The sequence below is a fragment of the Spirosoma lituiforme genome (assembly GCF_054776635.1).
Map to the genome: position 1 here is coordinate 73,860 of NZ_BAAHBO010000005.1, position 26,581 is coordinate 100,440.

Below are 26,581 nucleotides of genomic sequence, written 5' to 3' on the forward strand. Positions count from 1 at the left end.
GCTGTTTTATCTAATTCATTGTTGAAATCTTATGTCAATCACGCAACAATCTATCAACGTCAGCTTTATCGGTAATGAACCGATTTCGGGCGACGGCAACCTGTTCCGCGCTTTTGCCCCCGCCCGTCACGAAAACCTTACGGATGAGTTTGCCAATGTTTCTGCCGAACAGGCCAATCAGGCTGTGGAAAAAGCCGCCGATGCTTTTCCTTTATACGCAAAACTGACGCCCGCCAAACGAGCTGAATTTTTAGATACTATTGCCAGTGAGCTGGAAGCGCTTGGTGACGAACTGGTCGAACGGGCGGTTCTCGAAAGTGGGCTGCCAACGGGTCGAATTTCGGGCGAACGGGGCCGGACAACGGGGCAGTTACGCCTGTTTGCGAACCTATTGCGTGAAGGGTCGTGGGTCGATGCCCGCATCAATCCGGCGCTACCGGACCGCCAGCCCCTGCCGCGCACGGATTTGCGCCAGATGCTGGTACCGCTTGGCCCGGTTGTTGTTTTTGGGGCCAGTAATTTTCCGCTCGCCTTCTCGGTAGCGGGTGGCGATACGGCTTCAGCTCTGGCAGCCGGTTGCCCGGTTGTGGTGAAAGCGCACCCATCGCATCCCGGTACCTCATCGCTGGTGGGGCAGGCCATTGTGGCAGCGGCCGAAAAAACGGGCATGCCGGATGGCGTTTTCTCGCTTCTCCACGCCGATAATGAGGTGGCCCGGCAACTAGTCGCTCACCCGGCCGTAAAAGCGGTAGGCTTTACCGGCTCCCGTGCGGGTGGACTGGCGTTGTTACGCGTAGCGCAGGAGCGGCCCGAGCCCATTCCGGTTTATGCAGAAATGAGCGCCGTTAATCCAGTGGTTATCCTTCCGGGTGCCATCAGCCAGTTAGACGGACCTCATTCGGCCACTTCGGTTGCTGCGGGTTTAGCCGCTTCGGTAACGCTTGGTGTAGGTCAGTTCTGTACCAATCCGGGGCTAACCTTCCTGCTTGACTCACCCAATACGGATACATTTCTGGAAACGGTAGCTGAGAAAATCAGAGCGTCGGCTCCGGCAACAATGCTGAACGCGGGCATTTGCCAGACCTATCAGAAAGGTGTTCAACAGAATAGAATCGTTCCCGGTGTTCATGTGCTGGCCGAAGCAGATACCGACGCCGACAGCAGCCAGACGCAGGGAAGACCCATTATACTCCGTACAACGGCCCCTATTTTTCTGAGCAGTGAGTTCCTGAGCGAAGAGGTATTTGGCCCGTCGTCGCTGATTGTGGTGTGCGAAACAGAAACCGAACTGGCCGACTGTCTGACCGTGCTGGAGGGGCAGCTTACCGCAACGATCCACGCGACTGCCGATGAGTTAAAAGCGTCTTCGATCGACTGGATTACACTTCTGCAGGCAAAAGCCGGACGCGTGTTGTTTGGCGGTTTCCCAACCGGTGTCGAAGTAAGCGAAGCCATGACGCACGGCGGACCTTTCCCGGCTACCTCCGATAGTCGGTCAACGTCGGTCGGCACGGGTGCTATTCTGCGCTTCGTCAGGCCCTTCACGTACCAGAGTTTCCCCGATGAGTTATTACCGGCGGCCTTGCAGAACGCAAACCCCCTCGGCATTTGGCGAAATGTTGATGGTGTACTGAAAAAGTAAGAATGATTGCATAGAAAAGCCAAGCCGTATGGATGTAGTAATTTTCCATACGGCTTGGCTTTTCTATGAACTATGAGAAAATTTCTCTCCTACGCTCTCTTCATTTCAGGCTTCCCATACCGCCATCTACGCCGATAATCTGACCCGTGATCCAGCTGGCCTGATCCGCGAGTAAATAGGCCGCCATACTGGCAATATCCTGGGGAGACCCATATCGATTGAGTGGGTGGCGTTTGTTAGCCGCTTCCCGCTTGGTATCGTCGCCGAGGAGAAACTCCGCCAGGGGTGTATCAGTCAGGGAGGGCGCAATGGCATTCACCCGAACGTTGAAAGGAGCCAGTTCTGCCGCCAGCGACTTAGCCAATCCTTCAACTGCCGACTTTGCCACCGACACCGACGAGTGCATGCCCATACCCAGCTTGGCGGCTACCGTACTGAACAGAACGACACTTGCCGATTTAGATTTCTTAAGGGCGGCATAACTCGCATGAATTGCACTGATAGCCCCTATCACGTTGATATCGAAGTCACGCCGGTAATCATCCAGCGTGAGCCGTTGAAAAGGTTTCAGGTTTATAGTACCGGGGCAATAAACGAGACCGTGCAGAGTGTCGGGCAATTGGTTGAATGCATCAACGGCGGAATTCTGGGTTACATCCCAGGTCATGTGCGTAGACTGAATTCCCTCCGGCTGCGTGCGACCAGCAGTAAATAGGGTTGCGCCCTGTTCCTGAAGTTGTTGAGCCAGCGCGTGGCCAATTCCCGAACTAGCGCCGACGATAAGAATATGTTTGTCCTGCATGAAGAAGTCTGTGATTGATCGTTCGTAGTCGGCTATCGCAAAAGTGGTTGTGTATCAGCCAATGACGACCCACAAACATATACGAGATTAAATACTCACACTCGGTTGGGCAACGTACCGGAGAAGTTCCTGCCTGGTAGCTTCTTCCGAAAACTTGCCGCCATAGGATGCGGTGATGGTTGAACTGTTAATGTCGTGAACGCCCCTGGTCGATACGCACAGATGCTTGGCATCGATGATGACGGCTACATCTTCGGTTTCGAGAACACGTTTGAGTTCTTCGGCAATTTGCACCGTCAGACGTTCCTGCACCTGGGGTCGTTTACTGAAGTACTCGACAACCCGGTTTAGTTTCGACAGGCCAATTACTTTACCACTCGAGATATAGGCAACGTGCGCCCGCCCAATAATGGGGACAAAATGGTGTTCGCAGTACGTCTGCACCGTAATGTCTTTTTCGACCAGCATCTCGTTGTATCGGAACTTGTTGTCGAACAGCGTAGGCTTTGGTTTATTGGCTGGATTCAGACCGCTGAAAATTTCATTTACGTACATTTTGGCGACCCGGCGGGGCGATCCTTTCAGACTATCGTCGGTCAGGTCGAGACCCAGAATCCCCATGATTTCACGAAAATGTTCTTCAATCAGGTCAATCTTAAGATCATCGTCCATGGCGAAGGCATCGGCACGCATGGGTGTATCGATTGAGGATGTGCCATGCGCATCCCCAATTTCGTCGACCAGTTCGTCAACCTCCCAGGCAGACACGTCCGTAGCATCAGTCTGATGACTGCCCGGCGCATGACCGCTCTGATGGCTACCAGTCGTGGGTTGACTAGTAGGCGGGGTATTCGACGAAGTTCCGTTCAGTTTCATACAGTCTGATTTTAAGGTCTAAGCCTTCGCTTAGCTGATTGCGTAAAAGGGTGTAAATGACGATGGCAATGTTCTCAGCCGACGGATTCAGGTCGGCGAATTCTTCCGTATCGAGATTGAGATTTTTGTGGTCGAAGCGATCCGTAACGTGCTCTTTAACGAGGTCACCGAGCACTTTCATGTCGATCACATAACCGGTTTCCGGATCAATTGGGCCGATTACCTGCACAATCAGTTCGTAGTTATGTCCGTGGTAGTTGGGGTTGTTGCACTTGCCATAAACCCGGGTGTTTTTCTCATCCGACCAGTTTGGATTGTTCAGACGGTGAGCAGCGTTAAAATGTTCCTTGCGAAACACCGCCACTCGTGGGGCATCGGCCCGAATAGTACTCATATAAACAAATCGAAATAGGGTTCGATCAACCTGTCGTTACAAAGGTTGTGTACAACACAGGCAGACAGTCGAGCGAGTAGCCAGATCGCTCATTTGTATGCAATGAATTAACCAACGAGCATTTGGTTTATTTTGTTCAACATTTATCGCTAAACGCTAAACAAAACCCGGCTCATTTCAGGTCAATAACATCCGCTTATCCGGTATTGTTCCCGCTTATCGACTAGTCGGTTTATGCGGAACCAGACGATACAGGATAGGGTTTTGCCCCAATGAAACGCCTGCGTAAACCTATGCTATTCATACTACTCATTAGTACCGTACTGATTGCCACCGCCTTTCTGTTCATGCAGCAGCGTACGTTCGGGCGTAATCCGGCAGCCACCCGCCTGGACCGGATTCAACGTTCACCAAACTACAAAAATGGCACCTTTCAGAACCTGGAAAAGACAGATGTAATGCGTGAGAATACCTCTTACCTGGAGATGATGAACGACTTTATTCACAAAGAAAAAGACAATACCCCGCCCAAGCCGCTACCCTCGGTGCGAACTGACCTGAACGCTTTGCCCGACGATAAGCCAACTGTTGTCTGGTTTGGCCATTCGTCTTACCTGATCAAATCGAAGGGCGTCACGATTCTGGCCGATCCGGTTTTTAGCGGTTATGCGTCACCGGTTTCGTTTTTCGGAAAGGCTTACCCCGGCTCCAATGTGTACCGCGTTGAGGATATGCCGACCATCGATCTGCTCATTCTGTCGCATGACCACTACGATCACCTTGATTACGAAACCATTACGAAGCTCATCCCTAAAGTCAAAAAATTCTACACAGCGCTCGGCGTGGGCGCTCACCTCGAACGATGGGGCGTTCCTGCCGACCGGATCGTGGAATTTGACTGGTGGGAAAGCTATCATGCTGACACCGATCTGGACCTTACAGCCGTGCCAGCCCGTCACTTTTCGGGTCGTAGCCTCGCGCGCGGAAAAACCCTGTGGACTGCCTTTGTCATGAAAATCCACGGGTACTCGCTGTATCTGGGTGGCGATTCGGGTTACGGAACTCATTTTAAAGAGATCGGCGATAAATACGGCCCGTTCGATCTGGCCATTCTCGAATGTGGTCAATACGGCAAAGACTGGCCTAACATCCATATGTTTCCGGAAGAGGTCGCTACGGCGGCTCAGGAATTACGGGCAAAAACCGTCTTACCTGTACACTGGGCCAAGTTCTCGCTGGCCAACCACGCCTGGACAGACCCCATTGAGCGATTTACAAAACGGGCCGCCGAACAACAGCTGGCGACCACCACACCGTTAATTGGCGAACCAGTCGTTGTGGGAGACCACTACCCAACGTCGCGGTGGTGGCATTACTAGGAATTGATGGCGCAAGGACCCTGGCTTGACCCGGTCCGCTTTTTGAGCCGGTTTAAAATTGGCATTACGTATGTTTTTTGCGTTGAAACAGCGTTCTTTGGTACGTAAACCCCCACTTTACGTATCGCATTCGCTATGCAGACACCTTCCCGGCGCCAGTTTATTCGTACAGTCGCTCTCACAGGCGCAGCTACATCCATGGCAACAACGTCCGTTTTTCCCGCTATTTTAACCGGTGCTCAACCAGCAGACCCTAAAGTCCGTTTAGCGTTCATTGGTGTGGGTTCACGCGGGCGTAGTCACATTGAGCAGGCGATCTACCGAACCGATGTCGACATTGTGGCCATTTGCGACCCGGCTCCCGAAGCCATTAGCCGTACGACCGCCATGATTGAAAAAGCGGGACGGAAAGCACCGGTAGCCTACGGCAAAGGCGATGAAGCGTTCAAAGACATGCTCAAACGCGACGACATTGATGGTGTCGTCATTGCAACGCCCTGGGAATGGCACGTGCCTATGGCCGTGGCCACCATGAATGCGGGCAAATATGCCGGGATAGAAGTATCGGCAACGGTCACGCTCAAGGAATCGTGGGATCTGGTCAATGCATCGGAGAAATCAGGATCGCCCTGCATGATTCTGGAAAATGTCTGTTACCGACGCGATGTGCTGGCCGTGCTGAATATGATTCGGAAAGGAATGTTTGGCGAGATGACCTACGCGCACTGCGGCTACCAGCACGACCTGCGGAACATTAAGTTCAACGATGGCAAGTCCATTTCGGGAGTTGGCGCCGAATTCGGAGAGAAAGGATACTCAGAAGCGCATTGGCGTACCCAGCACTCGGTAGATCGAAACGGGGATCTGTATCCAACGCACGGACTCGGCCCGGTGGCACACTGGCTCGATATTAACCGGGGGAATCGGTTTACGCACCTGACCTCAACCGCCACCAAAAGCCGGGGATTACACAAATACGTTGTCGACAAAGGTGGTCCGAATCACCCCAATGCGAAAGTAAATTTCAAACTTGGCGATGTCGTAACGACGGTCATTCAGTGCGCTAATGGCGAAAATATTGTTGTTATTCACGACACCAATTCTCCCCGCCCCTACTCGCTTGGGTTCCGGGCCCAGGGAACAAATGGTATCTGGATGGACGACAACGACATGATCTATCTGGAGGGTGATTCGTCGCACGCGGGTTCACCGAAACCGCACAGTTGGGAACCCTTTGCGGCTTACCAGGATAAATACGACCACCCACTCTGGAAACGCCACGCCCAAACGGCCGAAAATGCTGGTCACGGTGGCATTGACTTCTTCGTTCTTCGCGCCTTTATTGAGTCGATAAAGGCCAAAGGGCCCGTACCCATCGATGTATATGATGCAGCCGTCTGGAGCGCCATCAGCCCTCTGTCGGAGCAGAGCATTGCCGGTGGCAGCAAACCCGTTGCCATTCCCGATTTTACGCGGGGCAAATGGAAAACGAACAAACCGATCTTCGGCCTGACTGATGCCTATTGATGGCTAACCCTCCTCACTCATTTGTCTTGAGCAGACCTTGTACGGTTGGTTGCGCTTTCTATTCCTGATTTGTCGCTCATTTATAGAAAAGCACAAATAGTATATGGCTTTATAGAACAAAAACCGATTTCTATTTTTTACTTTGTAAAAAAATTTAAAATCTCTCTGCTTTAATCCTCGAATCAGCTAATGACACCTACCGCTCCGCCTAAAACCCAAAATTACACCGGCCCATTGCTCATCATTGGCGCCCTCTTCTTTGTTTTTGGCTTCGTTACGTGGGTCAATAGCGTGTTAATTGCTTTTTTTAAGCAGGCGTTCAACCTAAGTACCGTTGGGTCCAATCTGGTTGCTTTTGCCTTTTTCATTTCTTACACGTTGATGGCCATCCCGTCGTCAGCACTTCTAAAGCGGACGGGTTTCAAGAATGGCATGTCAATGGGGCTTCTGGTTATGGCTGTCGGTACCATTATTTTCGTACCAGCGGCTAAAGCCCTTTCGTACCCTCTTTTTTTAGTAGGTTTATTCCTGATTGGCATTGGGCTAACCGTCCTGCAAACAGCGTCTAACCCGTACGCAACAATTCTCGGCCCCCGGGAGAGTGCGGCTCAACGCATTAGCTTTCTTGGTGTAGCCAATAAATTAGCGGGCATTTTCAGCCAGTTTATTTTTGGTGGATTATTACTAACGGGTGCCAACGCTGTTTCTGGCACGGCTACTCTAGAGAAAGTAATCACGCCTTATATGATTCTAACGGGTGTATTGGTGGTACTAGCCATCTTGATTCGATTCTCAAATCTTCCGGAGGTATCTGAAGAACAAGACGACGAGCCTGTTGGTACGACTGTACGCACCAGCATCTGGCAGTTTCCAAACTTGGTACTTGGTGTTCTGACGTTGTTCTGCTACGTAGGGGCCGAAGTCATTGCTGGCGATACGATTATCAACTACGGACGCGCCATAGGCTTCTCCAACGACGAAGCCAAGTATTTCACCACCTACACGCTCTATGGCCTGTTGGGTGGCTACATTCTTGGTATTGTAGCTATTCCGCGCTTTATTTCGCAACAAAAGGCACTACGCGTTGGGTCGATTCTCGCCTTGATTCTGACAGTGGGCGCTCTTGTGACAGATGGTTTTCCGTCCATTTTATGCGTGGCCTTACTCGGATTCGCTATCTCGCCCATGTGGCCTGCCGTATGGCCGTTAGCGTTAAATCATCTTGGAAAGTTTACCAAACTTGGGTCGGCGCTGCTCATCATGGGCATCTCGGGGGGTGCTTTGCTACCCTTACTACATGGCTATTTAACTGACGCCATTAGCCCCAAAATGGCTTACGCTTTGCTGCTGCCTTTGTTCAGCTTCATTTTGTACTATGCCGTGGTGGGCCATAAGAAGACAAATTGGTAATTGGATTTCTTATGATCGTTTCCACCCCCGGCCGTATTTGCCTGTTTGGTGAACACCAGGATTATCTGGGCTTGCCCGTTATCGCGGCCGCTATTTCACGCCGGATTCAGGTAGCCGCTCACCAAGCTGATCAACAGGGATTCAGGCTTAATCTGCCCGATATTCACAGCTCGGTGAGCATTCCGTTTACTGGTGAACAACTCCCCTATCCGCAAACTCGGGACTATTTCCGCTCGGCCGTAAACATATTACTGCGCGAGGGATTCACGTTTACCAAGGGCATTGAAGGCGAGGTACGTGGGACTATTCCCATCAACTCGGGCACGTCGAGTTCGTCGGCACTGCTCATTACGTGGCTTACCGTTCTGACCCAATTGGCCGATCAACCCCGTACGCTTTCTGCAGCGCAACTCGCCGAACTCGGTTATAGAGCAGAGGTGCTGGAGTTTGGCGAACCCGGCGGCATGATGGATCACTACTCCACCGCCGTCGGGCATGTCATTTACCTGGAATCGCAGCCAAAGATCCAGCTAGAAACCCTCACCCCTCCGTTAGGCGCGTTTGTACTCGGCGACTCGCAGGAACCCAAAGACACCATTGGCATTCTGCAACGGGTTAAGTTCGGCATGTTATCAATCATTAAGAACCTGAAAACGGTGAATCCGCAATTCTCCCTAGCGACCTCAGTTAGTACGGATGCATCGGAGTTCAAGGATTTCCTGACGAAAGATGAGTACATTCTCCTGAAGGGCAACCTGGCGAATCGGGATATTCTGCGGGATGCCTTGAGTCTGCTACGTTCTTCGTCTGGTTCAACAGATACCTTTGATCACGTTCGGTTCGGCCAGCTACTCAACGAACATCAGGCCAACCTCCGGGATGCCCAACGCATCTCGACGCCCAAAATTGACCGTATGCTCGACGCGGCTCTGTTGGCAGGGGCTTTGGGCGGCAAAATCAATGGGTCGGGCGGGGGCGGGTGTATGTTTGCCTATGCTCCCGAGCAACCCGAAGCAGTGGCCGAAGCCATCGAACGGGCAGGTGGAAAAGCCTACGTTATTCATGTTGCAGAAGGCACAACCATTTCGGATCAGTAGCCGCTATACCACCCGCCTAGTCCCGTACCTACTGAACGTTAGCGGCTCGCTGGGCGGGGAACCAGGATGTTATAATCGTCACGACGATGCTCAGCATTCCGGTCAGCACAATATCGCTGGTGTCTAGGCGCACCGGATACGCATCAACAATTGAGCTGACCATGCCCATTCGGATAAAGCCGTAATTTTCCTGCGCCAGGCAAATAACGACACCCAGAATCAGACCAGCCAGGGCACCGGTAAGGGCGATAATTGCTCCTTCCGTCAGAAAAATCCGGCGTACCGTCTGCCTTGTGGCACCCAACGCGTACAAAATTCTGATGTCCGCTTTTTTCTCGATGACCAGCATCGACAAAGAAAAGAAAATATTGATCGACGCGACTAAAATGATGAACGAGAGGGTCAGCGCCACGAATAGCTTTTCGACGCGGATAGCTCTGTAGAGGTCGACGTTTAAGTCATCCCGACTCTGGACGATCAGGTCTTCTCCAACGATTGTCTGCAATGCCTGTTTGGCTTTCCCTTCATTGGTACCCGGGCGAAGCTGGATTTCCAGACTTGTAACTTCATCGGGTTTATAGCCAAATAGTTTTCGGGCTGCCCGAACGGGTGCCAGAACAAAATTGTCGTATTTTGATTCAATGAAAAAGATTCCGGCCACCGTCAGCGCTTCCCGATTGAACGCACTGGGATTGAGGACGCTGAATGTCTGCCCGCTTTCGGGGTACAGAATCTCCAGAGGTGTCAGAATATCAACGGGTGAGATGGTCAGGTCGTTACGAACGCCATCCGCCACAATGGCGTAGTTCACTCCGTTCTGGCGAAGAAGTAACTTACCTTCGAGCATAGCCGAGTCGAGTTGCTGCCGCTGAACGTAATTATCGTCTACCCCTTTAAGCCGAATCACCGTCTGGGCGTTGCCATAACGGGCCAGCGCATTGTCCTGCGCAATGGACGTCAGTAGGCTTACGCCCGGCGTTTGTCGTAGTTTGGCGAGCAACGCGGGCGGAGCCATAAACCGCTTACCTTGTCTGGGGGCCACGGTCATGTCGGCTTCGAACGTTTTGAAAATCTGCCGATTCAACTCTTCCATCCCGTTAAATACCGACAGCACCACCACGAGCGCCATCGTGCCAACACCCACCCCGAGCATGGACAGGATAGACAGCCAGCTGATGAAACTACGCTTCTTGCGGGAAAAAAAATACCGACGAGCAATCCAGACGGGGAGGTTCATTTTTTTAAAGAGTGAAAGAGCGAAAACGTGAAAGAGCGAAAAGCGGCTCTCCCTATACGCTCTTTCGCTCACTCACTCTTTCACTCGTTGTCGTCATCCTCCTCCGCCGGGGCGGGTGGAATATCAATGCCGGAAAAAAGTTTATCCATTTTGTCAGCGTACTCGGCCGTATCGTCCAGGAAGAAATGCAGTTCGGGCACGATACGAAGCTGGTGCCGGACCCGGTCGCCCAGGTGTTGCCGGAGTACTTTGCCCTTCTCCTGAATCGTTTCCAGTAAAAGGTTCTTGTTCTTGGTCGCCAGAAAACTAAGGTATACGCGGGCGACACTTAAATCGGGGGATACCCGGACACTGGTGACGGTAATAAATGCGCCGTTGAATAAGTGCGGCACCTCCCGCTGAAAGATCTCACTTAAATCTTTCTGTAACTGCCGGGATACTTTTTGCTGTCGTTTCGATTCCATACTATCGGTACTTGGGTACTACCTGAACGGTCCATTCTGCCGAATGGTTTACATTCATCGGGACCTCTGTTCTGCAAATATCCGCCCATTTTTCCGTTCTGCCGAAATTGACTGTAATTTTACCGGGAACAGCGGCCGGGAAGTAGCTTGTTTCTGACCCGAACTACTCCCTAGCAACTGATAACCGTTAACTGCTGAACGACCCTTTGCTACGCTTTTTTCAATCTTATTTTCCTTACCAGTACGTCAGCCTGATGGGCCTGCTCATCCTGATTCGACTGCCTTTGCTGCTCCATCCCTTTCCGCTGCTGATCCCGGAACTGAACTGGATGATTGTTGGCGAGCAAATGAATCAGGGCTATTTGCTGTACCGGGATATCTGGGATAGCGTTAGTCCGTTGTCTGCGCTGGTTTACTGGGGGATACACAGCGTCTTTGGCCGGTCGCCCCTGATGCTTCATGGCGCAGCCACATTGGTGTCGATATTCCAGATCGTTTATTTCAACTACCTGATAAACAACCGGGATGTGTATCCGGACAGGTCGTTCTGGCCCGGCCTGATCTACATGCTGTTCTTGCATCTCTCGTTTGACTGCCTGACGCTGTCGCCCGTGCTGATGTCGACGAGTTTTCTGCTGCTTGCCTTTGGCACCCTCATCAAACAGATGGACCGGCGGGGTGCTACCGACGAAGTTTTTGAGGTAGGCTTTTACATTGGTATTGCGGCCCTCTTCTATCTGCCTTCGGCGCTGTTTATTTTGTGGGCCATTTTATCGCTGCTGTTTTACACGGGAGCTACCTTTCGGCAGTATTCGTTATCGCTGTTCGGTTTTCTGTTTCCCTTTGCCGCTATTGTTCTGATTTATTATCTCTGGGACAGTCTGGACGATTTTAACCGGAACCTTCTGTCGTCGGTATTTCGGGTTCGGCAGTATTCGCTGTCTGATTTCAAATCGCTTATAGCCGCCCTGTTTATTCCCCTGGGTCTGGGCGTACTGGGCTTCCTGAGTCTGTTCAACCGGCCGGGCCGGTACGTCAACTTTCAGCAACGGGTTCAGCAAATTATGGCGCTCTGGTTTGTTGTTGCCGTTTTGACCATTGCCCTAATGCCGTTTCTGGCCCCCATGGTTTTTCTGAGCTTCGTTCCTCCCATGGCTTACTTCGCGTACTATTATTTCGAAAATATCCGAAAAGCCTGGCTGGCCGAAATCATTTTTATAAGTGCTTTTGCGCTGACACTTTTGCTGTTTTATCAGGGCGCACTGGGCCTGATTCCGGGTGCCGACCTGGGGCGTCTGAGCAGTTTGCAGGTACGACCGTCTCCCCTACCAGACAATATCACCAACCGGCATGTGCTGATTATTGGCGAAGATCTGAGTGCTTACCGCCAGAACCAACTGGCAACCCCTTACCTGAACTGGGATCTGGCGAAGTATGACCTTAAAAACCTCGATAATTACGAGTCCGTCATCAATGTGTTCGACCATTTCCGGAAAGACCCACCCGACTACATCATTGATCGGGAAAATGTTATTGACAAACTGTTCCAACGCGCTCCTGCCCTGGCGCTGAAGTATGAAAAAACAGCCACTACGGGTGTGTATAAGCGAAAATAAATAAACGGTTACCGGTTGCCTTTACCCCACAAAAGACAAAACTTCATGGCCTCTTCTTTTACCGATAAACGCACCAATCTTTATATTTTCCTCAGTGCGGTGTTTCTGACCAATGCGCTCATTGCCGAAATTATTGGCGTTAAGATTTTCTCGGTTGAAGCCCTGCTGGGAACCAAACCAGCTCAGATACACCTGTTCAGTGATTTTATTCTTGATTTTAACCTGACGGCGGGCGCTGTTATCTGGCCGTTTGTCTTTATCACCTCCGATATCATCAACGAGTATTTTGGCAAGGCAGGTGTCCGGCGAATTTCCTTTCTGACGGCAGGCTTTGTTGGTTTTAGCTTTCTGATCATTTACGCCGTTACCAACCTGCCCCCGGCCCAATTCTGGCTCGATGTGAACGCCAGCGATTCGGCCGGGAATCCCATTAACATTAACAACGCCTTTCAGATGATCTTCCGGCAGGGGCTGGGCATTATTATTGGCTCACTTACAGCCTTTCTGATCGGGCAAATTCTGGACGTTTACGTGTTCCACTCGCTCCGAAAGATTACCGGCACCCGGCTGATCTGGCTACGTGCCACGGGGTCAACCCTGGTCTCCCAGCTTGTCGACTCGTTCGTTGTGCTGGGTATTGCCTTTTACGTTTTCGGAAACTGGTCACTCACGCAGGTATTGGCCGTTGGAATAATCAATTACATCTACAAGGCCACATCAGCCATTGTGCTGACGCCCCTGCTTTACGTGGCGCATTACTTCATTGATCGGTATTTAGGGAAGGAACATGCCGAAGAACTAGCCAATGAATCAGCCATGAGTTCGTTCATGTAACTACACCTCTATCGGTTTCAAATCGAAGTAGGTTTCGAAAATGGCGCTGCCGATCTCGTTGGTTCTCGTCTGAAAATTATCGAGGTACTGATGCAGACCCGACTGGAAAATATCCGAGGTCTCGGTAAACTCGATTTCTGTCCGGAGTTTGGAGAGCGACCGTTCCGCCGAATTGCCAAAACCACTCGTAATGTTGTTCCCCGAAATCTCGTAGAGCGACAACTCCGCCTGCCGGATGCAGTGCGCTACCGAGCGTGGAAACATTTTGTCCAGAATCAAAAACTCGACAATACTCGACGGTGTCAGCGACCGGTATTGCTGGCGGTGCATGTTATAGGCGCTGACCGACTTGAGCACCGCTGACCAGATCATGAGATCGATCGTGGACCCGACGGCATCAATCTGCGGCAACAGCGTAAAGTATTTTACATCCAGGAAGCGGGAGGTTTTATCGGCGCGTTCCAGGAAGCGACCCAACCGGCCAAAATGCCAGGCTTCGTTTCGGGTGATCGTGGCGTCGATAATGCCGTAGAAAAGCTGAACGCTGTTCCGAATCTCGGTAAAGAAAGTCTGGGTCTGGGTCTCACCCCACGGCTGCTGTGGCGACGTGTCGCGCACCATCAGATAGAACTGGTTTAGGTGTTCCCACATTTCCTTCGAAATAACTTCGCGGATGGTGCGGGCATTTTCCCGGGCGTAGCTCAAACATGTCACAATGGAGTTCGGATTACGCTTATCGAAGGTCATAAACTGAATGACATTCTCCCGGGTGGGTTGCTTGTAATACTTGGTAAACAGATCGTGGTCGGCGGTAGCAATCAGCAGCGGCTCCCATTGCTGGTCTACATTAGGTGGCAAGTCGAGAGCCAGATTGAAATTTACACTCATAAAACGGGCGTAATTTTCGGCCCGCTCAATGTATCGATGCATCCAGTAAACAGAGTTGGCAACACGACTCAGCATAAAGTATAAAATTGGGTAAAAACGATGTATGACCAACAAAAATAAGGCATTTCTTCGGTGTAATAGCAAAATATAGAAAACTATATATTCATAGCCAAATAACTAAGAACACGAACAAGAGTTTTTCTTTACACAAACAGTATCGGTATAGATGAGAATAAAATTCTTTTTACGTTCGTAATGAGGTTAGAAAAACGGTCTCAACCCCTTCTCTGTCTGAAACACTCTTTATTTCCTCGCTGCAATATTATGACAGACAGACTATATTCACTATTTCTGGTTAGCCTACTTTTCTGCACAGCTACCTTCGCGTCGCCTACTAGAAAGTCAGTAATGTTTAAAGAATCTATGTCCGACTTGACTTCGCCCGGTGAATCCGCGCCCAGCTCTAAATTTTATGAAGTTCGTATTTACTACCCGACTCCGGGAAAATACGCGGAAATAGTCGACCGTTTTCGTCAGTATACAACTAAGATTTTTGAGAAACACGGCATGGAAAATATCGGCTACTGGACACCCACCGACACGTCCCGCAAAGAGTTAATTTACATTCTGGCCTATCCAAGCCGGGAAGCCCGTGATGCTTCCTGGAAGGCTTTCGGCAGCGATCCTGAGTGGAAGGCGGTAGTGGCGAAGACCGAAGCAAACGGCAAACTGGTTGACCACGTCGATCAAATCTTCATGACCGAATCCGATATATCGCCCAAGCTCAAGTTGGCGCAAAAATCGCCCGAGCGGACGTTCGAGCTGCGTACCTACACGCCAGCACCCGGCAAACTACCCAACCTATTAACCCGGTTCCGTGATCACACGATCAAGCTGTTCAGTAAACACGGCATGACGAATGTGGCCTATTGGGTTACGGAAGAGAAAGGTGGCAGCGGGCAAGCCTCTGCCGCATCGCCAAAGCTGGTTTACATTCTGGCCCATCCCAGCGAAGCAGAAGGCAAACAGCATTTTGACGAGTTCAGAAAAGACCCTAAATGGGTGGCTGCCAAAGCAGAATCAGAGAAAGATGGCCCATTGACAACCAAAGTGGAGTCTGTTTACATGAAACCGACGGATTATTCGCCGATTAAATAAATAGACTAAACAACCCCTTCCGACAATCGGTTTCTGACGTAAATAAGCGACGTTATGAAATCGATTGATCATTTAGTGACTAACCTGACCGGGAATTCAGCCCTGTCTCGTCAGGACTTCCTGCAATTAACAGGCCGCAGTCTGGCCATTGGTGCCCTGGGAAGTACTCTGGCATCGTGCGACAAAAAGCCGGAAGCGGCCAGCACGACGCAGTCAACAGCCAGCACGCCCAGCGGGCCGGTCCCTAAATTACCCGCCACATCACCACCCGCCGACATACCCGCCGACTCGACCAAGCCCATTGAGCTGGAGCAGATTAAAGCTAAAACGGAACAGCAGGAAGGCCCAACACCGACGCCGATGGCCGAAGACAAGCGAATTGGGTACGCACTTGTCGGGCTGGGTCACTTGACTCTCAACCAGATTTTACCGGCTTTCGGACTATGTACAAAATCGAAAGTCGTGGCTCTGGTGAGTGGTAGCCCCGAAAAAATGCAGAAGGTGGCCACCCAGTATGGTATCAAAAAAGAGAGCTGCTACAGTTACGCCGATTACGACAAACTGCGGGATAACAAAGATGTTCAGGCCATTTATATTGTGTTGCCGAATGGCATGCACGCGGAGTACACCATTCGGGGGGCGCAGGCAGGCAAGCACATTCTCTGCGAAAAACCGATGGCCAATACGGCGCAGGAATGCCAGGCCATGATCGACGCCTGTAAAAAAGCGGACCGTAAGCTAATGATTGCGTACCGGATTCAGTACGAACCGCACAACAAGATGGTGCGCGACATGGTCCGGAAAGAGCAGTTTGGCAAAGTAAAAAGCATCATGGCCAACAATGGTCAGAACTCGGACAATCCTAAACACTGGCGTTTTAACAAAGCACTGGCTGGTGGTGGTGCTTTGCCCGACGTAGGTCTGTATTGCCTGAACACAATCCGGTTTGTGCTCGGCGAGGAGCCCTCGGAAGTAGTGGCTTACGTACACAGTACACCGAACGATCCTCGGTTTAAAGAAGTTGAAGAGCAGGTCAACTGGATGATGAAGTTTCCGAGCGGTGTGCAGGCCAGTTGTGCAACCAGCTACGGCCATCACGACGAAAAGAGTTATAAAGTAATGGCCGATACGGGCTGGATCAAAATGGACCCCGCTTTTCCGTACACAGGTTTGCAATTAGAAACCAGTCGTGCCGAAGGAACAGAAAACCAGATCATCCAACACAAAATTGCCGACAAAGACCATTTCGCTACTGAAATGGATCACTTTTCGGACTGTTTACTGGAAAATAAGGTACCCTTTACGCCAGGCGAAGAAGGTCTACAGGATCAGAAAATTATGGAGGCTATTTATCAGTCGGCACGGGAGGGCAAACCCGTCAAACTACCTGCGGTGGGCAAAAAAGATGCCTTTCGAGGACCTGAACCAACCGCCTGACCGCGCCAGGGATTTGTTACGAACGTACTGATTCCGGCTTAAAATCGCCCAATCAGTACGTTCAACAACCTTCTGTTCAACGCACCGTAAACTCCACGCGCCTATTTTTCCGGCGGTTCTCTTCGGTGTTATTAGGTGCTATCGGATCAATTGGCCCGCGGCCCACCGCTTTTAAGCGTGTTTTTTGAACGCCTTTGGCAACCAGATAATCAACAATTGCCTGGCACCGATCCCGCGAAAGCTTTACGTTCAGATCAAAATCGCCTTGATTATCCGTGTGCCCCCGGATCTCGATTTGCACCGCTGGATCAGCCAGCAGCATGGCGGTTAGTTGGTCCAGTTCAGGAAACGATTCGGGACGCAGAACGGGACTACTTTGATCGAAGTAAATATCGTTTAACCGAACAGGTTTCCCTTTTTCGATCAGGCCAAAGGGTTGTTTTGCCACCAATGCAGATGCCGAAATGGGCGTTTTGATTACCGGTACGGGTATTGGAGCCCTATCAACCGGTGGACCCGGTGGACTCACACTAGCTGCGACCAGTACCTCCGGTAATGATTGCGGCTTAGCCACTTCTGGTTTTGGATTGGCGGTTAAAATAAACCGTGCTTCATTCTGCGCACTATCCAGCTTTATCGGCTTCATGAAGTCAGCGTATCCCTTTGCCTGGCTGCTCACTATGTAGGTTCCCTTACTCGGCAGCTCTACCTTAGATAAACCAGTGGTTGCATCAGGTGTGAGTGTCATGGATGTTACGCCACTACTTTTGCCACTGATCGTGAAACGAACATCGGGGATAATCTTGTTCGTACTCCTATCCACTGCCGACACAGTCAGCCCGATGCCCATCCGATCCAGCTGAGCGTCGAACTCATACCGATTACCCTGAGGAGATAAAGCAATGACCATCGTCCGCTGGGCAGACTTGTACCCGGCCGCACTCACTTCAATAGACAGGTTGTCAGGCTTTTCGAACACACGTGTCAGTTGTCCGTTGGCTATATCAACACGTTCGGTTCGGTTGGTGACCCGTGATGTCATAACGGCAAAAGCCGATGTCAGTGGCTTGCTGATATCCCCCGAAAAGACTTTGATAGTTAATATACTGGGCTTGTTTTTTCGTGCCGTATCGGCTGACCCCATCGGTGCCAGCGCCGGTTTACGAACATTTCCCGAGGCTTTGATGCGCGAGTAATCAATAACCTGACTTCGAACCACACCCGAGCCAGCAAGCAGAACATACACAATTAGTGTCAGCAACGCTTTTTCGTTGTACCGGGTTACAAATTGCCTGCTCATGGGTAGTCTTGCTTTTTACAACGTCTCTCGTTCAACTCACTTTCGCGGTGCCACTTCGACCGTCGACGGTGTGCACCCGATTACCCAATCCAGATTAATGAGCAACCGTGGTCGATACGGGCGGATTGATCATAATGTGTGCCCGGTGCGTACCGGGGTCCATAATCCAGGGCATACCCGGCGCTTCAGGTTTTAGAGGCAAACCCGTACTTTCGGCCGTAGCGTATGGTATATACACAACATAACGCAGGTATCCATCGGTAACGTCGCCGGTCGCCATGTTATAGTTTTCATCCTTTGCGGTATACGAAAACAACGTCGACGGATGCGTTGGCATGACTAACTTTTTTGCCTTTACCTCCTGTTCGCGCATGGCCAGGATTTCGGTGGGCTTCTTACCCGCTTGTTTCAATACCCGCCCCCGTTCCATAAATGGGTCCAAATTGCGGTGGTAGCACGACACGCTCAAGCCTTTTTGAGCCGGATCGTCGGCCAGGCAGACGAGCTCATTCGTTCCCTTTCGCAACACGACAAACTGATTCTTGTCAGAATAGCCATACACCGTAGCCCCATCGCGCTTATCGGCCGGGGCGGCCAGTACAGCCGTCTTTATCTGAATATCGGCGGCTGGTATTATGGGCGTCTGTGCTATACTAGTAACGACTACAGCCTGTAAAGCGAAGAAAATCAAGTGTTTTTTCATAAGTTAAGTTGTGATGTATGAGATGGCGCGAGGCTCCAGCCTCGTGCCCAATATTACCCGGCCTCTGGCCGATATGTTTTTCATGTTTTTACAAACCGGCCAGAGGCCGGATAATACTAAACACGGGGCTGAAGCCTCGCGCCATCTTGATCTGCTAGTAAGGGCTAAGCTTCAACATTGTACCCGGATTGGCACTGCTATAAATATAATTTTGTGGTTCATTGACCAGCCCAGCTTTAACTGGGTTCTGATGAATGTACTCTATTTTCTGGTCAATCCAACGATTCGATTCCAGACCAATCGGGTGATTTCCATGTTGCCAAACCTGAAATTCAGAGTTGTTTATTTTCTGTTTCGCAAAGTACCGGAATAAATACAATAGCCAGTCTCTACGACTCTCTTCGCTCTTTTCCTGAATAAGACGAAGCAACTGCTTGGCGGTATAACTTTTGAAATCACGCATGATCGGACCAACTTCACCCGACTCCACATCACAAACCATGTGTATATGGCTCGGCATGATATAAAAAGCATAGATACGCAAACCCTTCTTAGCGATACAAACGTTCAAATTAAGAATGATCTCATCGCAGTATTCTTTGCGGGTAAACAAATCGATCCAACCCACAATAGTAAGCGTTACAAAGAACAAACCGTCTTTGTAAAATTTGTACTTCTCCGACATAACAAAATTTAAGATGGTGGTGGCATAGATGGCGCAAGGCTCCAGCCTCGTGCCCAATATTACCCGGCCTCTGGCCGGTAGTTGTTTAAATCGGCCGGAGGCCGGATAATAGCAGACACGAGGCTGGAGCCTCGCGCCATCTCATCTTAACTATTGGTACCCTCTGGCCTGCAGGCCAAACAGCTCGGCGTAACGGCCGTCTTTTTCCAAAAGTTCGTAATGGCTTCCAATTTCGAGCAGCGTGCCATTTTCCAGCACCAGAATTCGGTCGGCCATGCGAACGGTGCTGAACCGGTGAGAGATAATGACGGACGATTTACCATCGGTTAAGGTACCAAAACGCTGAAAAACTTCATACTCGGCGCGGGCATCGAGCGCGGCCGTGGGCTCATCGAGTATAATCAGTTGGGCATCCCGCATGTAAGCCCGGCCGAGGGCAACTTTTTGCCACTCCCCGCCCGACAGTTCAACACCCTTACCGAACGAACGACCAAGTTGCTGGTCGTACCCTCCGGCCAGTTTGGCAATGACCGTATCGGCCAGACTCCGTTGCGCCGACATTTCAATGCGTGGCTGGTTCGTTCGTTCATCAATATCACCAACGGCAATGTTAATTCCGGCCGACATTTTGAATCGCGTATAATCCTGAAAAATAACGCCAATATTACGCCGTAACGCCATCAGATCGTACTCCCGCAGATCGTACCCATCGAGCAGTATCCGTCCTTCGGCCGGATCATAGAGTCGGGCCAGTAGCTTGACAAGGGTTGTTTTGCCGGCCCCGTTTTCGCCGACGAGCGCCAGTTTTTCGCCGGCCTGAAGCGTAAACGAGAGGTTTCGCAGTGCCCAACGCTCCGAGTTTGTGTATTTAAAACCTACGTTCTCAAATACGAATCCTTCACGGATCGGGTTTGGAAAAGCGCGCGTCGTGTCGGGTGAATGAATCAGCGGCTTAATGGCGAAATAATCGAACAGATCCTGTAGGTAAATAGCTTCCTGAGTCAGGCTGCTGAACTGAAGTAAAATGCCCTCCAGTGACGCGCGTACCTGCCGAAATGACCCGGCCAGAAATGTCAGATCGCCTAACGAAATCTGACCACTAACCGCCCGCATCACGATCCAGACATAAGCGCCGTAGTAACCCGCCGTGCCCAGCGCCGTCAGGAGTGTTCCCCACCCGGCCCGGCTGATAGCGATGGACCTGTTTTTCATGTAATATTCCCAGGACAGCGACCGGAAGCGATTAATCAGAAAGTCAGACAAGCCAAAGATCTTGACTTCCTTGGCCGTCTCATCACTGGCTCCGATGAAGCGGAGATAGTCGAGTTCGCGCCGTTCGGGTGTCCAGGAACGGGACAGTGAATAACTGCGCTGGTTGAAATAATTATCGCCGATGAAAGATGGGGTAACCGCCACCAGAATCAGCAGCAACAACCACGGGTTATAAACCGCCAGACCAGCCGCCAGGAAACCCACCGAAATCAATTCCTGAACCTGCCCGAACACACCCGACAGCAGCACCGTTCGGCCGGAGGACTGGCGTCGGGCCCGCTCTAGCTTGTCGTAAAACGTAGCGTCTTCGAACTGCTCCAGGTCCAGCGTAGCGGCATGTTCCATCAGCTGGATGGATATCCGGTTGGCAAACAGGTCGCCCAATAGTCCGTCCATAAGAGCAACGGCTCTGGCCAGAGCCGTTGACAGAATAGCTAAACTAAATTCAGCGCCAACAAGCCACCAGATGTAATTCGGGTCATCGGTAGTTTGCCGGGAGAGGCCAACAACCTGATCGATAATTAGTTTGCCGACGTATAAGGTTGCCGCCGGAATGGCCGCCCGAATCAGGCGCAGTGCCGCATTGCCAAGAAACAAGCCAGGAGAAACGGCCCAGACTAACTTAAAAAATGCAGGCAGGTTGCCCAGCGCAGCAAAGCGTTCACGCCAGCTTACCTCTTCCTTCGTATTGGCCGGGGCAGCGTGTGGAATTTCTTTTTTTGCCATATCTAAAAAGACAAGGTCAACGGGGGATTAGTTCATCGTTTTGATGGACAAGTCCCCCGTTGACCCGGGTAAAAGAAATAACTGAAATTGCCCGTTAGCCAACGCTAAACGGACGCACCCCGCTGGTTAGAACGCCACCGATTTAAGGCGTAATCCGGTATCCTCAGGCAATCCGAAAACAAGATTCAAATTTTGAACGGCATGACCCGACGCCCCTTTTGTCAGGTTGTCGATAACGCTCGTAATCAGCAACTGTCCATCATGCACTTCCAGATGAAGCAGGCATTTGTTTGTGTTTACTACCTGTTTTACATCCACCGGTGCATCGCTGAGGTGTGTAAATGGATGCGCTTCGTAATACGTGCGGTACAAAGCCTTTGCCTCATCCAAGGTTCCGGTAAATGGCGTGTACACATTGGCCATGATGCCACGGGTGAAATCGCCCCGGTACGGCACAAAATTAATCGCGTGACTGAACGCCGGATCAAGCTGATTTATACTCTGCCGAATTTCAGCCAGGTGCTGGTGCGAGAAGGCTTTATAGATAGATACGTTGTTGTTCCGCCACGTGAAACCCGTTGTCGGTACCAGCGCCTGCCCCGCACCCGTACTGCCCGTAATGGCACTTACCTGCACATCGGCGGTGAGCGTTCCGGCTTTCGCAAGGGGTAACAGAGCCAGTTGAATGCTACTGGCAAAACAGCCGGGGTTGGCAATGCGCATCGCTTCCTGAATGCGCTCCCGGTTGAGTTCCGGTAGACCATACACAAAATCATCGTGCTCATCCCGAAAATCGGCACTCAGGTCAATGACAGCGATATCGTCGGAGACATCGTGATCGGCCATAAAAGTAGCCGAAGCGCCATGCCCTGAGCAAAGAAAGATAGCATCCAGACCTTCCTGAGCTAATAATTCACCTATTTCCTGACCTGAGAACGTCAAGTCGGTGTCGCCCAGCAGGTCGGTATGCGTTGACCAGACCGGTTTACCCGCCTGGCTGTTGCTGTGCGTAAACGCTACATCGACAAATGGATGATTGATCAGGATACGCAGCAGCTCACCTCCTGTATAACCCGCTCCGCCAATTATACCTACTGAAATTTTATCTGTCATGCTTTCTTGACAACGGTCATTTGCAACCACGTCAGCGCCTGGTTTACTACATCTTCGCTGAACTGCTCAACATAAACACTCGTAAAACCAGGTCGGTCAATGGTCAAATCACGGCTGAATTGGTGGTTATGAAATACTAGTTCTGGGTAGTTTGCCAGAGGAAAAAACTGTAAGCCCGTACCGTTTTTGAAAAAAGAAACGGTTGGACAGAAAATGGAACACAAATGAGCAGGTAACGATTCCAGCGTAAAGGCAATCGTCGCTAGCTCCGATAAAGCCGCTACTTCCGATAAGGACAAACTATTCACTGCTTTATGCAGCCGATCGCGCTGATCGGGGTACTCTTCGACCAGTTCATCCATCAATTGGGCTGTCTGTGGCAGTTGGCCACACCCTACCAGGACGAAATCTGTTTCGTTGAGTAGCTTGCCAGCCAGTTGCCGCCAGAAACTATTGGGCAGAAAACGGCTGGCCTCCCCACTTTCCGGAAAGAGAACCAGCACGGGTCGGCCAGCCAGAAACGGCAATTTCTGACGAACGGTTACGCGGGCAGTTTCCTGGAAATTGAAGTACGGCTGAACGTCCGACAAACTAGCCTGCACGCCAATAGCACGCAGCACGTCCAGAATAACATCCAGGTGGTGAAACTCGCCATCGGGCAGGAAAAATTCTTCGTCCAGTAGACCACCGAATCCTCGGGAGCCAAAACCAACGGCTTTCTGTACCCGGATAGAGGGGATCAGAAAATGCATCGGTGAATCCGAGAACCGCACGTCTATGGATGCCGTATAGGTTTCCTTTTTTAAAAGTTCAATAGCAGCTCTTGTGGTACGGATGTGATCACGCCACTTCGCGAATCTGCTGATCGAACGGCGGTTGGTATTGGCGTGATTGAGGTGAATCAACCGGCGTATGTACGGATTATTGGCCAGAATGGGATCACACCAGTCTCCGGCTACTACGTCGATCTCGCAGGAAGGATAGGCTTGCTGAATCAGCGGGAATAAATAAGACAACGTCAGGGCATCACCCAGATGTCCTGACGTTGTCACTAAAAACCGGGGCGTTTCGGCGCTGACCTCTACAGATTCTCGCCGTTTATGATAGCCACGTGCGTAGGTATCGACAGCTACATCGAGTAACTGCAAGGGATACGACACGCTGCGGGGCGCACAATATTTCCTCGGTTTACCAATCACTGATTGTTAATTTTCTCAAAGATCATTACCTGGTTGGAAGCAACTTTCGAGAAACCACGTACGTCATCACCCGTCCAGGCATTGTTCATTTCGCCATACGAACCAAATGCGGACGACATCAGGTCATGGTCTGACTCGATACCGAGTACCTGGAAGCGGTACGGAGCCAGCAGCACATGTACTTTACCCGATACATGCGCCTGTGTATCAGCCAGGAAGGTTTCGATGTTCCGCATAACGGGATCCATAAACTGCCCTTCGTGCAGCATAGTACCATACCAGTTAGCCAGTTGTTCTTTCCAGTACAGCTGCCACTTACCCAGCACGTGCTTTTCGAGGGTGTGGTGCGCCTTAATCAGGATCAGCGGTGCGGGTGCCTCGAAGCCAACCCGGCCTTTAATGCCGATAATCGTATCACCAACGTGAATGTCGCGGCCAATACCGAATGGGCCAGCCAACTTGGTGATTTTCCGGATTGCATCAACCGAATTGTCAAATTTCTCCCCGGCCACTTCCTTAATTTCTCCGTGTTGGAAAACGAGGGTAATGGTTTCCGGCTCTGTTTTAGTCACCTGAGTTGGCCAGGCCGATTCAGGCAGAAACTGATCCGATGTCAGGGTTTCTTTGCCCCCAACTGATGTTCCCCACAAGCCTTTGTTGATCGAATAAGCTGCTTTGTGCCACTCCTGATCAACGCCTTTGGCTTTGAGGTATTCAATTTCGGCTTCGCGGGATAGACGCAGATCGCGGATGGGTGTGATGACTTCGGCATCAGGCGCGATGATCCGAAACGCCATATCGAAACGCACCTGATCATTGCCTGCGCCCGTACTGCCGTGCGCAATCGCCGACGCGCCAATTTCACGGGCATATTCGGCGGCAGCAATGGCCTGAAAAATCCGTTCAGCACTCACGGAAAGCGGGTACGTGTTGTTTTTCAGTACGTTACCAAACACCAGAAACTTCAGGCATTGCTGATAGTAGTCGTCCGTTTTCGAGATCGTCACGTGGGATTTTACCCCCAGCGAGTACGCCCGTTCCTCAATAGCTTTGAGTTCGGCATCGGAGAAGCCGCCCGTATCGACCAGCACCGAATACACATCCATGCCCCGGTCTTCGGACAAATATTTAACGCAGAAGGAGGTATCGAGACCTCCGCTAAAGGCAAGAACTACTTTTTGAGACATCTGAAGAAAGGACACCCGGCGCTTTTACGCCTGTTGTCAGAATGGTTTTTGCGGGGCAAATATCGGTCTTTCGGCGTTATGTTGCCTATAGAAATACCGTATAATACGCGATTAAGGAATTTTAGTGCTCTGGTATTATAAAATAGGGAGTATATAAAAAAGCTCCTGTTCAGTGTATCTGACAGGAGCTTTAAAAAAGACATCAAACAAACTCAAACCTTAGGCGCCTTTTCCGCCAGCTTATCGGACAGTTCATTCCGTAATCCTTTTAAATTAACTTTCAACTTTGCTGATTTGATGGCTAAGTCATCGAAGAATTCTTCAGCACGGGCTGCTCTTTCATAACCCTGTCTGGCTATTTCTTTTACGTACGCTTTTTTTCTTCAGGTGTCATCTCCATTTGTTTGGTCAAATCAACTGATAAGAAATTGACAATGAGCTATGTCTAAATCTTTGAGAAGAGAATAAATAAATATAGAATCCGTTTAAATTTCTTCGTAAGATTTTCTTGTCATTCTGAGTTGGTTATAGAATATCCAAACAGTCAATGCACAAAAAAGCGTCCTCTTCTACAACAGTACCAGCAAGCTCCCCGGCAAGATCCGCACGTCGGCCCGGCCGGACGCGAGTGTCAGCGGCTCGCCATCCGCGTGAATCAGTAAGGGACCCTCAGCCTGCACCGTTGCTTTCGTAATGGATTGCCCACGCCAGTAGTCTGACTCATTAAGCGATTTATTGAACAGACGCCAGGTAAGCATACCGGCTGCCTGCACAGGAAACGGGCGGATTTCGCATTGCTCCAGCCGACCGTCGGCGATGTTGGCGGTAGGTGCCATCCAGGCATTATTACCAAACTGCCCGGCATTGGCAAACGTCAGCGAAAAGACAGTCCGTTCCTGTTCATTGATCCGGAACGAATGGGCCTTGTACCGGCGGAATGCCTGAAACGCCGTACGAATGTACGTTGGTAACCCCCGTACGGGTTGCTGGGCAAACGCATGGGCTACATAAGCCTCAAAACCCAGTCCAGCCGTACAGAAAAAAGGATGTTCATTAATTTCACCGCTGTCAATTACCACGGGTCGGCCGCTGAGCGCGCGTTCAATGGCTTTGCCAGGAACCAGCGGAATACCCAAATGCCTGGCCAGCCCATTTCCGGAACCAATGGGAACAATACCAAGCGCGGTTGACGAACGCCGGAGCGCCTGGGCCGTTTCATTGATCGTACCATCGCCCCCAATAGCCAGCACCCGATTGACGCCCCGTTCAACGGCGGCTTTTGCCAATTCGGTAGCATGGCCAGGATGAGTCGTAAATACGGCTTCCGGGGCAAAACCAAGGGCCTCCGCCCGACGCATGAAGGCATCCTGAAGCAGGGCTTTCTGGGCAACGGTGGTTGTGCCAGACAGCGGGTTTATGATGGCCAGAACGGCCGAGCGATTCGCCACTCAGGAAAAAAAGATAAACATGATCAGAATAAAAACGACGATAAACACGTAGTACCAACCGTCCGAGAAGATATACGGTTTATAGTCGTCATAGAATTTGCGAACTCTTTTCATCTGTTGTTACGGAAAAACTGCCGCAAAGATAATCAGATTGCCGCTCGTATCGACCAACGCAGCCAGATACACC

23 protein-coding genes are annotated in these 26,581 nt (G+C 50.9%); 9 read left to right on the forward strand and 14 right to left on the reverse strand.

Annotation, left to right across the window (positions count from 1 at the left end; translation table 11 throughout):
• The first annotated feature begins 31 nt into the window (after positions 1-31).
• Positions 32-1,642 carry an aldehyde dehydrogenase (NADP(+)) gene (locus tag ACYU87_RS17740; RefSeq protein ID WP_461135419.1) on the forward strand — a complete coding sequence of 537 codons (1,611 nt, stop codon included), beginning with the start codon at positions 32-34 and terminating at the stop codon, positions 1,640-1,642.
• A 100-nt stretch (positions 1,643-1,742) separates the two neighbouring features.
• Here the strand turns inward: ACYU87_RS17740 and ACYU87_RS17745 are convergent, their stop codons facing one another.
• From ACYU87_RS17745 to ACYU87_RS17755, 3 genes are all read right to left on the reverse strand, one after another.
• Positions 1,743-2,444 (reverse strand): SDR family NAD(P)-dependent oxidoreductase, encoded by a 702-nt coding sequence (locus ACYU87_RS17745; RefSeq protein WP_461135420.1) that lies wholly within the window; start codon positions 2,442-2,444, stop codon positions 1,743-1,745.
• An 87-nt stretch (positions 2,445-2,531) separates the two neighbouring features.
• Positions 2,532-3,320 (reverse strand): GTP cyclohydrolase I FolE, encoded by a 789-nt coding sequence (gene folE / locus ACYU87_RS17750; RefSeq protein ID WP_461135421.1) that lies wholly within the window; start codon positions 3,318-3,320, stop codon positions 2,532-2,534.
• Positions 3,280-3,714, reverse strand: coding sequence for a 6-pyruvoyl trahydropterin synthase family protein (locus ACYU87_RS17755; RefSeq protein WP_461135422.1), 435 nt, complete (start codon positions 3,712-3,714; stop codon positions 3,280-3,282). Before ACYU87_RS17755 ends, folE begins: the two co-directional genes overlap by 41 nt.
• Positions 3,715-4,007: 293 nt before the next feature.
• On the opposite strand from ACYU87_RS17755, the gene ACYU87_RS17760 reads away from it, so the two are divergent.
• From ACYU87_RS17760 to ACYU87_RS17775, 4 genes are all read left to right on the forward strand, one after another.
• Entirely contained in the window at positions 4,008-5,093 is a 1,086-nt protein-coding gene (locus tag ACYU87_RS17760; RefSeq protein WP_461135423.1) for an MBL fold metallo-hydrolase, read from the forward strand.
• A 135-nt stretch (positions 5,094-5,228) separates the two neighbouring features.
• Positions 5,229-6,620: a Gfo/Idh/MocA family protein gene (locus ACYU87_RS17765; protein ID WP_461135424.1), complete on the forward strand. Its 1,392-nt coding sequence runs from the start codon at positions 5,229-5,231 to the stop codon at positions 6,618-6,620.
• A gap of 189 nt (positions 6,621-6,809) precedes the next feature.
• The gene (locus ACYU87_RS17770) at positions 6,810-8,030 is read left to right on the forward strand and encodes a sugar MFS transporter (RefSeq protein ID WP_461135425.1); all 1,221 of its coding nucleotides are present in this window, start codon (positions 6,810-6,812) and stop codon (positions 8,028-8,030) included.
• A gap of 11 nt (positions 8,031-8,041) precedes the next feature.
• Entirely contained in the window at positions 8,042-9,127 is a 1,086-nt protein-coding gene (locus ACYU87_RS17775) for a GHMP family kinase ATP-binding protein (protein WP_461135426.1), read from the forward strand.
• Positions 9,128-9,155: 28 nt separating this feature from the next.
• Here ACYU87_RS17775 and ACYU87_RS17780 read toward each other — a convergent pair whose 3' ends face one another.
• On the reverse strand, positions 9,156-10,364 hold the full coding sequence (locus tag ACYU87_RS17780; protein WP_461135427.1) for an ABC transporter permease: 1,209 nt from the start codon (positions 10,362-10,364) through the stop codon (positions 9,156-9,158).
• A gap of 80 nt (positions 10,365-10,444) precedes the next feature.
• Positions 10,445-10,828 (reverse strand): 30S ribosome-binding factor RbfA, encoded by a 384-nt coding sequence (gene rbfA / locus ACYU87_RS17785; RefSeq protein WP_461135428.1) that lies wholly within the window; start codon positions 10,826-10,828, stop codon positions 10,445-10,447.
• A 206-nt stretch (positions 10,829-11,034) separates the two neighbouring features.
• Here rbfA and ACYU87_RS17790 point away from each other — a divergent pair, with 206 nt between their 5' ends.
• Both ACYU87_RS17790 and ACYU87_RS17795 read left to right on the forward strand, forming a co-directional pair.
• A complete protein-coding gene (locus ACYU87_RS17790; RefSeq protein ID WP_461135429.1) occupies positions 11,035-12,444 on the forward strand; it encodes a hypothetical protein in 1,410 nt (469 codons plus the stop codon).
• A 45-nt stretch (positions 12,445-12,489) separates the two neighbouring features.
• Entirely contained in the window at positions 12,490-13,278 is a 789-nt protein-coding gene (locus tag ACYU87_RS17795; protein WP_461135430.1) for a queuosine precursor transporter, read from the forward strand.
• Here ACYU87_RS17795 and ACYU87_RS17800 read toward each other — a convergent pair whose 3' ends face one another.
• Complete coding sequence (locus ACYU87_RS17800) at positions 13,279-14,241, reverse strand: alpha-E domain-containing protein (protein ID WP_461135431.1); 963 nt, start codon at positions 14,239-14,241, stop codon at positions 13,279-13,281. It abuts the gene before it with no gap.
• Between the two features lie 249 nt (positions 14,242-14,490).
• On the opposite strand from ACYU87_RS17800, the gene ACYU87_RS17805 reads away from it, so the two are divergent.
• Both ACYU87_RS17805 and ACYU87_RS17810 read left to right on the forward strand, forming a co-directional pair.
• Positions 14,491-15,324, forward strand: coding sequence for an NIPSNAP family protein (locus ACYU87_RS17805; RefSeq protein ID WP_461135432.1), 834 nt, complete (start codon positions 14,491-14,493; stop codon positions 15,322-15,324).
• A gap of 54 nt (positions 15,325-15,378) precedes the next feature.
• Positions 15,379-16,761: a Gfo/Idh/MocA family protein gene (locus ACYU87_RS17810; RefSeq protein ID WP_461135433.1), complete on the forward strand. Its 1,383-nt coding sequence runs from the start codon at positions 15,379-15,381 to the stop codon at positions 16,759-16,761.
• A gap of 76 nt (positions 16,762-16,837) precedes the next feature.
• Here ACYU87_RS17810 and ACYU87_RS17815 read toward each other — a convergent pair whose 3' ends face one another.
• From ACYU87_RS17815 to ACYU87_RS17850, 8 genes are all read right to left on the reverse strand, one after another.
• A complete protein-coding gene (locus tag ACYU87_RS17815) occupies positions 16,838-18,061 on the reverse strand; it encodes an OmpA family protein (RefSeq protein ID WP_461135434.1) in 1,224 nt (407 codons plus the stop codon).
• A gap of 94 nt (positions 18,062-18,155) precedes the next feature.
• Positions 18,156-18,764 (reverse strand): hypothetical protein, encoded by a 609-nt coding sequence (locus ACYU87_RS17820; RefSeq protein WP_461135435.1) that lies wholly within the window; start codon positions 18,762-18,764, stop codon positions 18,156-18,158.
• 154 nt (positions 18,765-18,918) lie between these two features.
• Positions 18,919-19,449 (reverse strand): REP-associated tyrosine transposase, encoded by a 531-nt coding sequence (locus ACYU87_RS17825; protein WP_461135436.1) that lies wholly within the window; start codon positions 19,447-19,449, stop codon positions 18,919-18,921.
• 150 nt (positions 19,450-19,599) lie between these two features.
• Complete coding sequence (locus ACYU87_RS17830; RefSeq protein WP_461135437.1) at positions 19,600-21,447, reverse strand: ABC transporter ATP-binding protein; 1,848 nt, start codon at positions 21,445-21,447, stop codon at positions 19,600-19,602.
• A 126-nt stretch (positions 21,448-21,573) separates the two neighbouring features.
• Entirely contained in the window at positions 21,574-22,560 is a 987-nt protein-coding gene (gene argC / locus ACYU87_RS17835; protein WP_461135438.1) for an N-acetyl-gamma-glutamyl-phosphate reductase, read from the reverse strand.
• Positions 22,557-23,759, reverse strand: coding sequence for a glycosyltransferase family 9 protein (locus ACYU87_RS17840; RefSeq protein ID WP_461135439.1), 1,203 nt, complete (start codon positions 23,757-23,759; stop codon positions 22,557-22,559). Before ACYU87_RS17840 ends, argC begins: the two co-directional genes overlap by 4 nt.
• On the reverse strand, positions 23,756-24,946 hold the full coding sequence (locus tag ACYU87_RS17845) for an argininosuccinate synthase (RefSeq protein ID WP_461135440.1): 1,191 nt from the start codon (positions 24,944-24,946) through the stop codon (positions 23,756-23,758). The genes ACYU87_RS17840 and ACYU87_RS17845 overlap by 4 nt, the downstream gene beginning before the upstream one ends.
• 569 nt (positions 24,947-25,515) lie before the next feature.
• Positions 25,516-26,394, reverse strand: coding sequence for a diacylglycerol/lipid kinase family protein (locus ACYU87_RS17850; RefSeq protein ID WP_461135441.1), 879 nt, complete (start codon positions 26,392-26,394; stop codon positions 25,516-25,518).
• Between the last annotated feature and the right edge of the window lie 187 nt (positions 26,395-26,581).